Here is a 12,583-nt window from a genome sequence, read left to right on the forward strand (position 1 = left end):
TCTGTGCGCCGCGGATGTTTGGTGTAGAGCTGCGCAAAGCGTTTTAAGAGGGAGGAGGCGCCTGAGGAGCGTGTTGCTTGCTAGTAGTGAGAGTGCTTCGAATAGAACTGGTGTAGATGCTGAGCAGGAGAAATGGCGCGCCCGGAGAGATTCGAACTCCCGACCAAGTGGTTCGAAGCCACCTACTCTATCCAGCTGAGCTACGGGCGCGCAGGCGCGGCAGTGTAACGCAAAGTGGCTGTTATCGCTAAGGAAAATTAAGGATTGTGGCGCCCCGGCCGATATCCATACCAGCTTCTGGCCACGCGCCAGTGTGGCAATCGCGTATAGAAAAATCCCCGCTGTCAGTAGAGGCTTGTACGTACTCAAGAAACCCGCAGTCGCGCCGATCTCCTATCTGCTCGGGCCAAAAACCGTGTAATCCGGCGTGGAAGTGCGTATGCGAGCAGGAGTCTCAGTGTGGATATTGCAACATTATTAGGCATGTTCGGCGCATTAGGCGTCATTATCGCAGCCATTTTTGTGGGCGGCAGCGCTGGCGGTTTTTTCGACGTGCCCAGCATACTGATTGTTATAGGCGGCACGCTGTTCGCCAATCTGGTGAAATTTCCGTTGGAACAGACCCTGGGGGCCTTCAAAGTGGCGTCCCGTGCGTTTTTCCACAAGCCTGTCAGCTCTGAAGCCCTGATCAGCGAATGCATCGAGCTTTCCGGAGTGGCCCGAAAGGAAGGCCTGCTGGGTCTTGAGGCGGTAGAAATCAGTAACGAATTCCTCGAAAAGGGCGTGCAGATGGCCATAGATGGCCACGATGCCGACTTTGTGAAGCGCCTGCTCAGCAAAGAGATCAACCTAACCATTGAGCGGCAGGAAATGGGCGAGGCAATTTTTCGGGGGTTTGGCGAATCAGCGCCCGCGATGGGCATGATCGGTACGCTGGTGGGTTTGGTACAGATGATGTCCAATATGTCTGATCCCAAAGCCATAGGCCCCGCGATGGCGGTCGCCCTGTTAACCACCCTCTACGGCGCGGTACTCGCCAATGCTGTTGCTTTGCCGATGGCAGAAAAGCTCGCCTTTCGAACGTCTGAAGAGCGCCGCAACCGGCACCTGATTCTTGAGGCTATTCACGGTATTCAGGAAGGCTTGAATCCTCGCGTACTGGAGTCACTGCTGGCAACCTACCTGCCAGAAGGCCAGCGCGACAACGGTGACAAAGACGCCAAGCCGGCTGAAGCCGTCTGATGGAAGACGCCCCGGTCAAAAAAGCACAGGCCGGCGCACCGGCTTGGGTAATGACCTTTGCGGATTTGATGTCGCTGCTACTGGCTTTCTTTGTGTTGTTGTTCTCCTTCTCCGAGATGGACAAGCAAAAGTTCAAGGAGTTGTCAGGTTCAATGCGCGACGCTTTTGGCGTACAGCGCGAGGTACCGGCGTTCAATCCGCCCATTGGTACCAGTGTTATTGCGCGTGATTTCTCCCCGGGCATGCCAACACCTACTGACCAGGATCAGGTGCGTCAGGAAGCTATCAAAGAACTGACGGAAATGCGCAAGCAAGGGGAAAACGAAGAAGCCGAAAATGACCTGCTCGAAGACCTTGAGAAAGTGCTCAACTACCTCGAAGTCGAAATCGCCAAAGGTGTGGTGGAAGTGCAATCCGACGGCGAGCGGGTGATCACCATCAGAATTCGCGAAACCGGCTCTTTTCCTTCAGGCAGTGCTGACCTCAGTAACGATTTCAATCCGGTTATCCTGAAAATTGCCCGCCTTACCAACGAAATTGGTGGCCGCATCGCGGTTGCGGGGCATACCGATATTGTGCCGATCAGTACCGACCGCTACCGGTCTAACTGGGAGTTGTCCTCCGCGCGGGCGGTAACCGTGCTGGAACAGATTGTGGAAAAAGGGCAGCTCGATCCGGCTCGCTTTCAGGTGGCGGGATTCGGTGCAACACGGCCCATTGATTCTAATGACACCGCCGAGGGGCGGGCGCGAAATCGACGAGTAGAAGTCATCCTTCTCCGCGGAGGTTCGCTGGATACGGAATATGCTGAGGGAGTATCCAGAGAGGCGTCGGCTATCCCAGACCAATAAAGAGATGCCTGCAAAGAACGTTGGCAAACGCAGGTTGCTAGCACGAATTATTTATCATCATAACCGCGTCGGGTACCGGCAGGGCACGTGGCAATCGCTTTGGCTATCCTGCGTTCATCAATCACCCGGTAGTGTGGTTAGTGTTCATTTCTCGCCAAAACCCGCCTATATCGGCGTCAACGATAAGCCGCTAACACTGCGTCTCATTACGGCACAGTACGAGTAATTGCTTATGTGCCGCTGCGTATCCTTGTGTCATAAATGTGATCATGATTACTGCGCACCTAAGTCGCGGAGTAGGAAGAATTAAAAAATCAGGCAGACAGGCCACTGGCCCCCGCAGTTGTCTCGCCACGAATACATGGAAAGGAGTGGTGTCTTGAGACCCAGACGTCAAATGGTACGCAGCGCGTATCTGAAGAAAACCGCATTGTCATTTTGCGTGGTATTGGCCTCGGCGGGAGCAGCTGCGCAGCCCATTTCAGTGGCAGAGTTCATCGCAGATAGCATTGATGCGCACCCGCGCGTGCGTGAACAGCTTCATATTCTCAGGCAGGCAGAACAGGGCCAGACTGTTGCTCGTGGTGGCTGGTACCCGAGCCTTGACCTTACCGCTACTGCGAACAAGATAGACGGTGAATCGCCAACCTTTATCGGTTCGCAAAGTGTTCAGGAAAATGATTACGAAAGCGATTGGGCCGAGCTTGCGCTGACCCAGAACCTGTTTAATGGCTTTGCGACCAAGCATAGTGTTAAGCATGCCGATGCCAGTTTTCAGTCAGCGCTTTACCAACTTTACGATACGGTGGACAACGTCGCACTGGAAGCGTTGAAAGCCTACGTTAATGTCGTGCGAGACCACCGGTTGCTGAAATTGGCAGAAAACAACGTTCTTGCCCACGAAGATACCCTCCAAAAGATACAGCGTCGCAGTAGTTCGGGGGCGGGCCGGAGGTCGCAGCTGGAGCAGGCATCGGGTCGTCTGGCAAAAGCCAAGGCGGGCCTGATCGCCCAGCGCAATAACCTGGCCGACTCTCTTACCGAAGCCCACTATGTGCTTGGGCGGTACGTTGTGCCGGAAGACTTTTCCGACGTTGTTTTGCCGCCGGCTGTGAATCGTGACATCGATGCATTGATTGATGAGGCGTTGGCCGAGCACCCGGCAATGCGCGCGGCTGACACGAACATAGAAGCCGCGACCCACGAAAGTGAAAAGGCAAAAAGCCGATTCTATCCAAAACTCGATTTGCGTCTGGCTCAGGAAGTGGGCAACGACCTTAACGGTTTACCAGGCGACACTGACGAAGCCAGCATTGCACTCACGCTGACTTACAATTTCTTCAATGGCGGCGCAGATCGAGCGGAGAGTCGCCGTAAGGTCAGTGCGGTTCATGAGCAACAGCAATTGGCGGCGCGGGTGCGACGGCAGGTCATCAATACGCTCCGTTTGGCGTGGACTGCACAGTCTCACCTGGGCGAGCAGGTTGAATATCTTCAGGACTATGTAGATCAAGCGCAGAAAACCATGACGTCCTATCAAGAGGAATTCTTTATTGGGCAGCGCGAACTTATCGATCTGTTGGATGCTAAAAATGAAGTTAACAGCGCGCAGAATGGATATATAGCGGCGTATTTTGACGAGGTTACTGCACGCTATCGTGTCTTGGAAGCTACCGGGCAGCTTCTCGAAACATTGGGTATGGCGCCTGTTATTGGGCGTGACCGTCTGCGAATTGCAAAGATTGATAGCCGTGGGCGTGATCGCCTACCGTTGCCGATGGATCGCGATGATGATCGGAAGACCGATCGAACCGATCATTGTGACAACTCTCACTCGCAGGTGGCTGTGAATAAATACGGGTGTCGAGCGCAAAACCAACAGAATCAAGTGCCGAATGCCGGCGCAGATGCATTTACCGTCGGTCAGAACGGTATTATCGAAATTCCTCTAGCGACGCTGTTTGCAAATGATACCGACGCGGACGGCGATGTGCTGAAACTGGCGGGCTTTACCCAGCCAGAAAATGGCATGATTGAAAAAAATGCCGCTGGTAATCTGGTCTATCGAGCAAAAGAAGGTTTTGTGGGCCGTGACCTGTTTACCTACCTGGCGAGTGATGGAAAATCGTCGTCGAAGGGGCGTGTCGCGTTGGACGTGGTTCCCAATACGACGATCGATTTTACCAAGGTTTACTATGTGAACTACGTGTATGCCAAGACTACCCTGACTGGCCCTTCCGTAGATCTGGCTAACCAAATTATCGAGGCGTTGAAGGATAATCCTGGCATCGATGTTCGGATAGACGCCTACACCGACAATATTGGTTCCGATGGATTCAATGCCGCGCTTTCTATAAAACGGGCGAGTGGCACCCGACAGATGTTGTTGAATGCGGGTATTGCAGCAACAAGAATTTCCTTTTTTGGCGGCGGGGAGTCAAATCCACTCGCGGATAATTCTTCCGACGAAGGTAGAGCTATCAATCGTCGCGGTGAATTTCGCTTTACGCGGGTGAGATAGTCGAGCAATCGACTATTTCACGGCGATGCCGACAATGATGAAGCTGACGAGGGGTGCCGGTTCTACACAGTGTGTGGCATTGCCCCGGCTGGCACTACGTCAGGCTCTCGTGTGGCTGCTGCTTCCGCTGCTGGTGTTTACGGGTTACGCGGCTGACACATTTGGGCCGCCCTTCCTTGAACGTCTCTGGTCGGACTATGGAGTCGAAGCACGGGAGCGAGGTCGGGAACTAAACCATCTGCTGTTAAGGCTCGAGGATAGGCCAGACAGCGAGAAGTTGCGGGAAATCAATCGTTATTTCAACCGCATTCCCTATGCCGATGATATCGATCACTGGCAGGCACAGGACTACTGGGCGACCCCCGAAGAGTTTATCGGTACCAACCGCGGTGACTGCGAAGATTATGTCATTGCCAAGTATGTAGCGTTGCGCGCGGTGGGTATTCCTGAAGGAAAACTCTTCCTGACCTATGTAAAGGCGACGGAGCTCGGGGTATCCCATATGGTTCTCACTTATTTTTCCACGCCGTCTGACACGCCTCTGGTTCTTGATAACTATGACCCCCGAATTCTCCCGGCCACGGAGCGCCGCGACCTGCTTCCGATCTACAGCTTCAATGCCGAGTCTTTTTTTCTGACAGCGGAAACAGGTGGAGTTGCTAGACGGTTACCTCCCGGAAAGATAAAAAACCGTAAGTGGGATGCACTGCGCAACGCACTGGGTAAGGAGCAACAGCTATGACAATTTACAGGCAAATTGCTGGTCTGATAGCCGCCGGGCTATTGCTGCTATTCCTGGTTATTTCCTTCGATGCAGTGCGGCATTCCACCAATGTCATAAAGAGCCAGATGGCCACGTCTGCCCAGGATGCGGCGACCGTTGTCGCGATCAGTCTATCCGTCAATGAAAAAATAGACGACTTGGCTGCGATTGAAACGCTCAGTAACGCGGTGTTCGACAGTGGCTATTACAGCAGTATTCGGCTGCTCACCAACGACGGTGCGTTGGTATACGAAAAACGTCGACCGCTTGCGAGCGACGGCGTACCAGATTGGTTCACCGAATCGGTAAAACTCGGCCACGCTGTTGGTGAAGCCGAAGTGCGCAGCGGCTGGTCGTCCGTAGGGCGGGTTCAAATTACCCTTCATCCGGGATTTGCCTATGCGGATTTGTACAGCCGTATCTCCTCCTCGTTGATGTGGTTTGGCGCGGCTTTTCTCGCCCTGATCCTTGTTCTTTGGGCGCTTCTGCACTTAGTTCTCAGTCCCTTAAGACGGATCGAGCAGCAAGCAAATGCCATACAACACAATGATTTTGTGGTGCAGGAGCGGCTTCCGCGAACACAGGATCTGAGGCGCGTTGTCGAAATGGTTAACCGTCTGTCGATGCATGTACGACGCGTTTTTGAAGAGCAGCATATGTTATGGCAGAACCATCAGAAATTACTTTTTGTCGATCCCTTAACAGAGCTGCCCAATCGGCGTCGACTTCTTTCCAAAGCTGAATTCTTTTTGTCAGATAAAAACCGGGAGCATGCGTCTTTATTGGTGATAAAGCTGAATGATTATGCGAACTATCGGGTAAGGCACGGTCATGCACAGGCCGACGAGATGCTGGTGGAAATGGCACGTATGATGAAAGATAGCGCCCCTGACGGCACCGTGCTTATTGGCAGGTTGAGTGATATCGAGTTTGGAATACTTCTTCGCGATCGGGTTGAAGGTGCATCGCAATGGGCTAGAGACCTATTTGCAGAATATCAGCGGCGCTACGGTAAGGCGCTAACCCGCGTTGAGCTATCCGCCGCATCCACCGCATTGCAGCCAGGTAAGTCTCTTTCCGGGGTACTCTCGGAAATCGATCTGCTATTAGCAACCGCAGATGCCGGTAGCGCTTACCAATCGTTAACACACCACAGCACAGGCAGGCGATTGCCGGAGGGTAATTCTGAGTGGTTTTCATGGTTCACGCGTGTGCTGGCTGATCGCCGAGTTTATCTCGAGGCGCAGCCGGTTTTTGACCGTAACTATTGTTTAGTCCATCGGGAAATGTTGGTTCGTATACAGCACGACGATGGGGCGCCTCTGGAAGCCGGACTGTTTATGCCAATGGCAGAGAAGCTGGGATTTTCCCAGGCTATCTATGCGCGCGTGCGCGAAATGATGAGCGATATTGCAGGTCGAGTACACGACGCACCTATCGCGATGAATTTCCCCGAGTTGTTCCTGTCGGATCTTGGCGAAATGGCGCACCTGTTACGCATTCTTGCCGTTGCCAAGAAGCGGCCTGGCAGCTTGCTGGTGGAGGTGCCTTACCACGCCGCGGTGAGAGACCTGGAAAGCGTTACTCGTGTTGCCAAACAAGTTAGACTGTCTGGGCAGCTTTTCGGGATTGATCATTTTGACCTGGAATACCCGATTGCAACCTTGCAGGAGATAAGTCCGGATTATGTGAAGGTAAGCGCCCGTTTGCTTAAAGGTATAACCGCCGATGGCGCAGACGATGTATACGCAACCTTCAGAAACCTGACAGCGACACTGAATATTAACGTTATCGCTGTGGGCATTGATAAGGCGTCTCTACTGGAACATCTGCAGTTACTGGATGTCGACGGTTTGCAGGGAAATTTGTTGGGTAAACCGGAATCATTTGAATGACGCAATCGGAAAAAACCTATGACCCGCTGCTGGAGTGTCTGGTTGCATTTAGCGGCCGTTACAGTCGGCGTGTCTCCATTGATTCTCTCACCGCCGGCCTGCCGATTGAGCCCGGTCAAGCAGGCCCTGAATTATTCAGTGTCGAAAATGCCAAAGGGCTCTTTCAACGCGTCGCCCAGCGAGCGGGCTTTTCGTCACGGTTAATCAAGCGCGACCTGGCCGAGGTATCCAATCTTCTGTTGCCCTGCATTCTGTTATTGAATGACCGTCAAGCCTGTATCCTGGAAGAAATTGACTCGACGTCCGGCGAAGCATTGGTTATCTACGCCAATGAGCCTGAGGTTGAATGCTGGATAAAAACCTCCGAGCTTGAACAGTCGTATACGGGCTATGCTTTTCTGCTTAAAAAGCAACTTTCCGCCCTAGGATCCAATTCTGTTTTACGGCAGGCCCGTGTTAACCATTGGTTCTGGGACACGCTAAAACTATCCAAAGAGGCCTTTGCTGGCGTTGTTTTGGCGTCGTTGCTGATTAATTTATTCGTTGTGGCCACGCCGTTGTTTGTGATGAATGTGTACGATCGCGTGGTTCCTAACAATGCTTATGAGACCTTGTGGGTTCTGGCGCTTGGGGTGCTTGCGGTCTATTGCTTTGATGCATTGTTGCGCTACATCCGGGTAATCTTTCTCGAGACAGCCGGCAAGAAAAGTGACGTCATTATGTCGTCGATACTTTACGAGCATGTACTGAACTTGAAAATGGAGGCTTGGCCGCGCAGCGTTGGCGCCTTTGCCAGCAATCTACGCGAGTTTGAAAGCATTCGTGCTTTCTTCACGGCAAGCACCATTAGTGCTTTGGTTGATATGCCATTTTCGCTGTTGCTGCTCCTGCTGATAGGGTTGATTGGCGGTCCGATAGTGCTTATTCCGGTCGCTATTATTGTCTTACTCCTACTGCACAGCTACTACATCGCCAAGCCACTGCAACGCAGTGTTGAAGAAACGCAGGAGGCTATGTCGGAGAAGAACGCCCACTTGGTGGAAAGTTTGCATGCAATCCAAACCATCAAGTCGCTGGGTGCAACGAGTCATTCACAGTGGATATGGGAAGAGGCGACCGGTGATATCGCACAGAAATCTGTTCGTAGTCGAATGCTGTCGAATGCTCTAACCGTTACCACGCAGTTTCTCGTACAGCTAAACACAGTCGCCATCGTGACTGCCGGGGTTTATATGATTTCGGCTCAATCACTGTCACTCGGCGGGTTGATCGCAGCGGTGATGCTATCCTCGCGAGCCGTAGCGCCGATGGCTCAAGTGGCGGCACTCGTCACGCAATATGAACAAACCAAATCGGCCTTTAACACCCTGGATTCCATTATGAATCTTCCGGTTGAGCGGGATGAAAAGCGTCAGTATGTGCGACGACCGATTTTCAAAGGGAACATTGAGCTAAAGTCTGTTTCTTTTACGTATCCGGGCGCTGACGTGCCATCGCTGAAGTCGATATCGCTGTCCATAAGAGAAGGTGAGCGGGTCGCCATTATTGGTAAGGTTGGTTCGGGTAAAAGCTCGCTGGCAAAGCTGCTGATAGGCCTTTACCAGCCTACAGAAGGCACTATCGCAATAGATGGCATTAACAGTGCGCAGATCGATCCGGCGGATTTGAGGCGGCATATCGCGTTTCTGACGCAAGAGCCTCAGCTGATGCGCGGTTCGATCAGAGATAATTTATGCTATCGAAACCCGCAGGTGGCAGACGAACAAATGCTGAAAGTCGCGGCCATCGCCGGTGTCGACCAGTTTGTTGGCAAGTTGCCTGGAGGTTATGACACGCAGGTTGGCGAACAGGGTTTGTGGGTTTCCGGCGGTCAACGCCAAGCCATTGCACTGGGGCGCGCCATTTTGCTTGATGAGCCTATTATCGTGCTGGATGAGCCAACCAGCCATATGGACAATTCTACAGAGCAGTACGTAAAGCGGCAGCTACACGGCTATACCCGTGATAAGACTCTCATTGTTATTACACACAAAACGTCGATGCTCGATTTGGTAGATAGGCTGATTGTGGTGGAAGACGGTCAGATCCTGCTGGATGGGCCGAAGGCAGAAACCATTGCCGCGATACAGAAGATGGGTAAATAGGATGGCGCTGAATAGTAAACGTCAGAGCTATGATGATAGCGATTTGGCCTATATGCGCAGCCTATCTGCTGCCGTGCTTGAACGTTCTCCCAAGCAGCTGCTGACTGTGCTGTATGTGATGGTGGCGCTGGTCGTCGTTGCGTTGGTGTGGGCGGCCTGGGCTGAGTTGGATGTGGTGGTTCGCGGTGGCGGTAAAGTGATACCCGCTAGGCAGGTGCAACAGGTACAGAGTTTGGAAGGCGGTGTAGTAGCGGAGATTCTGGTGAGGGAGGGCGACCTTGTCAAAATGAATCAGCCCCTGCTAAAGCTGAGTGATGTGGCCTTTGCCAGTTCATTCCAGGAAAACCGACTTAAGTACTTTGAGCTTGTCGCCAGGAGTAAGCGCCTGCAAGCAGAAGCGTTTGATGATGAGTTTGATGATGGAGATGCTGTATCACCAGAAGTCGTTGCGCTGATCAACTCTGAGAAGAGTCTATTCCAGAGTAATCGACAGCAACTGGTGGAAACATTGTCGATTTACCGACAGCAAATTCAGCAACAGCAGCGTAGCCTGGAAGAAGCTCAGTCAAAACTGCGGCAATTACAGCGGACGCTGAAACTGGTGCGCGAAGAAATTGCGATTAAAAAACCGCTTATGCAGGAAAAAATCATCAGCGAAGTTGAATTTCTGCAGCTGCGGCAACGTGAATCTGAGCTGGAAGGTGAGATCGAGATTTCGTCCATTACGGTTCCGCGGTTGCGTTCATCGATTGAAGAAGCTCGCGGCAAGCTCGGTCAAAGCGAACTTGATTTCAGAAATGAGGCCAAGCGCGAGCTCAACGAGGTTCTGGCTGAAATCTCGCGTATAGAGCAGGCGCAGAATGCCCTGGAGGACCGGGTTATGCGAACGGTACTGCGCTCGCCGGTTAATGGTGTTGTAAAACGCTTGCACGCAAATTCGCTGGGGGGAGTGGTTCAGCCTGGCACGCACGTTCTGGAGATTGTGCCACTTGGCGATTCGCTATTGGTTGAGGCGAGAATTAAGCCGGCGGATATTGCCACGATAGAAGTTGGTCAGTTGGCCAGATTAAAGTTTTCCGCCTACGACTTTGCAATTCACGGTAGCCTCACGGGCCTGGTAAAGTTTATCAGTGCCGACACAATCACTGACGATGACGGCAGTAGTTTCTATATAGTGCGCATCGCACCTGACCGCGATTATCTGGGTAAAACTGAGGGTCGTTTGCCGATCAAGGTTGGAATGACGACTGAGATTGATGTTGTAACAGGTAAGAAAACGATTCTCAGTTATTTGCTAAAACCGATAAATCGTGGTCTGCAGAATGCGTTACGAGAACAATAAATGACGATACGGGTATATACGCGCAGTCAGGCTTTTAAACAGCATCTTGTGAATAGTCTGCCCCCGCCGCTGCAATTTTCAGAGGATCTCGCTGACATTGACGGTGGTCCCGGCACGCTGCTTGTGTTGCACAGGCAGTCATTTGCTTTGGCGGAGTGGTCTGCGCTTATGGAGCGCGCAGTAAAGGTGAGCGAACAGATATGCGTCGCCGACGACCAACCTTGCGTAGATCAGCTGGTGGCCTGCGTGCAGAACAACGTAAAAGCCTACTGCAATAGCTATATGGTGCGGCAGCACTATCAACAGCTGGTGTCGTTGTTGCAACAGGGTGGCAGCTGGTTTCCGCCCCAAATGTTGCAGGACGTGTTTTTACTCGCCCAGCAACAATTGTCGTCTATTAACGGCCCCCAATCTGAAGCCGTGTTAGCGCAGTTAACGGAGCGAGAAAGGGAGATAGTTTCCCGGCTTGTAGAAGGGCGATCTAACCGTGATATTGCCTCAGCGTGTGGCGTTACTGAGCGCACCGTCAAAGCCCACCTGACCAACATCTATAGCAAAACTGGAGTCACTGGTCGTGCTGAGCTTTTGCGTCGGTTCAATCGCGATAGCATGATTTCATAGCTTTTTAATCCAACCTTTCATTTCAGCTTTCCAATTAAGCGGTCCAATTAGCCGCTCCACGCCAGCGTCCCAGTATAACTCTCCAATCCCTCTGCCAGTTCCAGCCTTCAATCTGATCAGTGAATAGGCAATCTACGTATATGTCCTGAGTTGCGCTAGTACCTGGGTACAGTCCCAAGGGGCCGTGAATCTCTTACGCTTGGTAATCAATATAAAGGTTAGGCGTTGATCATGGCAGAGCATGTGGGGTTTATTCGGGAAGTCGTCGGTGAAGTGATTCTTAAAGGTGCTGATGGCATCAGTCGTGCGGTCGTTAAAGGTGATCCGGTACGCGAGGGTGATCTGCTGACGACGGCCGGTAACTCCACAGTGGTAGTGAGTTTTGCCAGTGGTGAGCAGCTTCACCTTGAGCCCTATGCTGCCGTACAGATAGACGACAGTGTCAGCTTCTCCAGTGGCGCCTACCCCAATGAGGACACTGACCAGATACTCGCTTTGCAACAAGCGCTGCTCGCGGGTCGCGATGTAGAGGCTTTAGAGCCCACCGCCGGTGGCGGGCAGGCATCGTTGGGTGGTGATGGCCTTAACCAGCAGGCGTCTTATGAGCGTGAAGGCAGAGAGGGGCAGGTAGATAGCTGGTTGCTGGATTTCGCAGACACAGCCGCCGTTGCTCCTAGTTCAACACCTAACAACAGCATTAATGTGGGGCAGGAAACACCTGCAGTTCCTAGCAGTTTCGGCAACGCGACTATCGCACTGGATGTGATTGCGGGCGACGACATTATCAATGCGCAGGAGTTGGGTTCTGATCTGACGATCTCTGGCACCGTCAGTGGCGATGCTGCTGCTGGCGATGGCGTTACAGTGACCATTGGTGGCGTGGATTACCTGACTGCCGTCAATGCAGATAACACAACTTTCAGTGTGGTGATTCCCGCTGCGGCCGTTGCCCTGCTGACCGACGGTACGGCTTCGGCAACCGTAACGGGCACCAATGACGCGGGTATTCCGTTTAGTGCTTCCGATACTCGTGACTACACCGTTGATGGCTCAGCGTCAGCTGGTGTCGCGCTGGATGTAATTGCGGGCGACGACATTATCAATGCGCAGGAGTTGGGGGCTGACCTGACGATCTCTGGCACCGTCAGTGGCGATGCTGCTGCCGGCGATACCGTTACAGTGACCATCGGTGGTGTGGATTACA

Annotated in this window: 9 protein-coding genes and 1 tRNA gene; 9 read left to right on the forward strand and 1 reads right to left on the reverse strand. The window is 52.6% G+C overall.

Annotation, left to right across the window (positions count from 1 at the left end; translation table 11 throughout):
* Positions 1-133: 133 nt before the first annotated feature.
* Positions 134-210: transfer RNA gene (locus tag ABYP39_RS12910), tRNA-Arg, on the reverse strand.
* 249 nt (positions 211-459) lie between these two features.
* Between ABYP39_RS12910 and pomA the strand changes: the two genes are divergently transcribed.
* From pomA to ABYP39_RS12955, 9 genes are all read left to right on the forward strand, one after another.
* Positions 460-1,242, forward strand: coding sequence for a flagellar motor protein PomA (gene pomA, locus ABYP39_RS12915; protein ID WP_372748809.1), 783 nt, complete (start codon positions 460-462; stop codon positions 1,240-1,242).
* Positions 1,242-2,093, forward strand: coding sequence for a flagellar motor protein MotB (locus ABYP39_RS12920; protein ID WP_372748810.1), 852 nt, complete (start codon positions 1,242-1,244; stop codon positions 2,091-2,093). Before pomA ends, ABYP39_RS12920 begins: the two co-directional genes overlap by 1 nt.
* Before the next feature lie 379 nt (positions 2,094-2,472).
* Positions 2,473-4,614: a TolC family outer membrane protein gene (locus ABYP39_RS12925; protein ID WP_372748811.1), complete on the forward strand. Its 2,142-nt coding sequence runs from the start codon at positions 2,473-2,475 to the stop codon at positions 4,612-4,614.
* A 34-nt stretch (positions 4,615-4,648) separates the two neighbouring features.
* Positions 4,649-5,356: a transglutaminase-like cysteine peptidase gene (locus ABYP39_RS12930; protein WP_372748812.1), complete on the forward strand. Its 708-nt coding sequence runs from the start codon at positions 4,649-4,651 to the stop codon at positions 5,354-5,356.
* Positions 5,353-7,272 carry a LapD/MoxY N-terminal periplasmic domain-containing protein gene (locus tag ABYP39_RS12935; protein ID WP_372758903.1) on the forward strand — a complete coding sequence of 640 codons (1,920 nt, stop codon included), beginning with the start codon at positions 5,353-5,355 and terminating at the stop codon, positions 7,270-7,272. Before ABYP39_RS12930 ends, ABYP39_RS12935 begins: the two co-directional genes overlap by 4 nt.
* Entirely contained in the window at positions 7,269-9,416 is a 2,148-nt protein-coding gene (locus ABYP39_RS12940) for a type I secretion system permease/ATPase (protein ID WP_372782895.1), read from the forward strand. Before ABYP39_RS12935 ends, ABYP39_RS12940 begins: the two co-directional genes overlap by 4 nt.
* 1 nt (position 9,417) lies before the next feature.
* Positions 9,418-10,758 carry an HlyD family type I secretion periplasmic adaptor subunit gene (locus tag ABYP39_RS12945; protein WP_372782897.1) on the forward strand — a complete coding sequence of 447 codons (1,341 nt, stop codon included), beginning with the start codon at positions 9,418-9,420 and terminating at the stop codon, positions 10,756-10,758.
* On the forward strand, positions 10,759-11,379 hold the full coding sequence (locus tag ABYP39_RS12950) for a response regulator transcription factor (RefSeq protein WP_372782899.1): 621 nt from the start codon (positions 10,759-10,761) through the stop codon (positions 11,377-11,379). It abuts the gene before it with no gap.
* A gap of 231 nt (positions 11,380-11,610) precedes the next feature.
* A partial coding sequence (locus ABYP39_RS12955) for a retention module-containing protein (RefSeq protein ID WP_372782901.1) occupies positions 11,611-12,583 on the forward strand: 973 nt, incomplete at its 3' end.

Source organism: Litorivivens sp., assembly GCF_041625495.1.
In the GTDB taxonomy this organism is placed as follows: Bacteria; Pseudomonadota; Gammaproteobacteria; order Pseudomonadales; family Spongiibacteraceae; genus Litorivivens.

Bases quoted from the DNA above. Each gene is read 5' to 3' on its own strand.
- ABYP39_RS12930 (WP_372748812.1), top strand. From the start codon at position 4,649: ATGATGAAGCTGACGAGGGGTGCCGGTTCTACACAGTGTGTGGCATTG.
- ABYP39_RS12950 (WP_372782899.1), top strand. From the start codon at position 10,759: ATGACGATACGGGTATATACGCGCAGTCAGGCTTTTAAACAGCATCTT.
- ABYP39_RS12920 (WP_372748810.1), top strand. From the start codon at position 1,242: ATGGAAGACGCCCCGGTCAAAAAAGCACAGGCCGGCGCACCGGCTTGG.
- ABYP39_RS12935 (WP_372758903.1), top strand. From the start codon at position 5,353: ATGACAATTTACAGGCAAATTGCTGGTCTGATAGCCGCCGGGCTATTG.
- ABYP39_RS12945 (WP_372782897.1), top strand. From the start codon at position 9,418: ATGGCGCTGAATAGTAAACGTCAGAGCTATGATGATAGCGATTTGGCC.
- ABYP39_RS12940 (WP_372782895.1), top strand. From the start codon at position 7,269: ATGACGCAATCGGAAAAAACCTATGACCCGCTGCTGGAGTGTCTGGTT.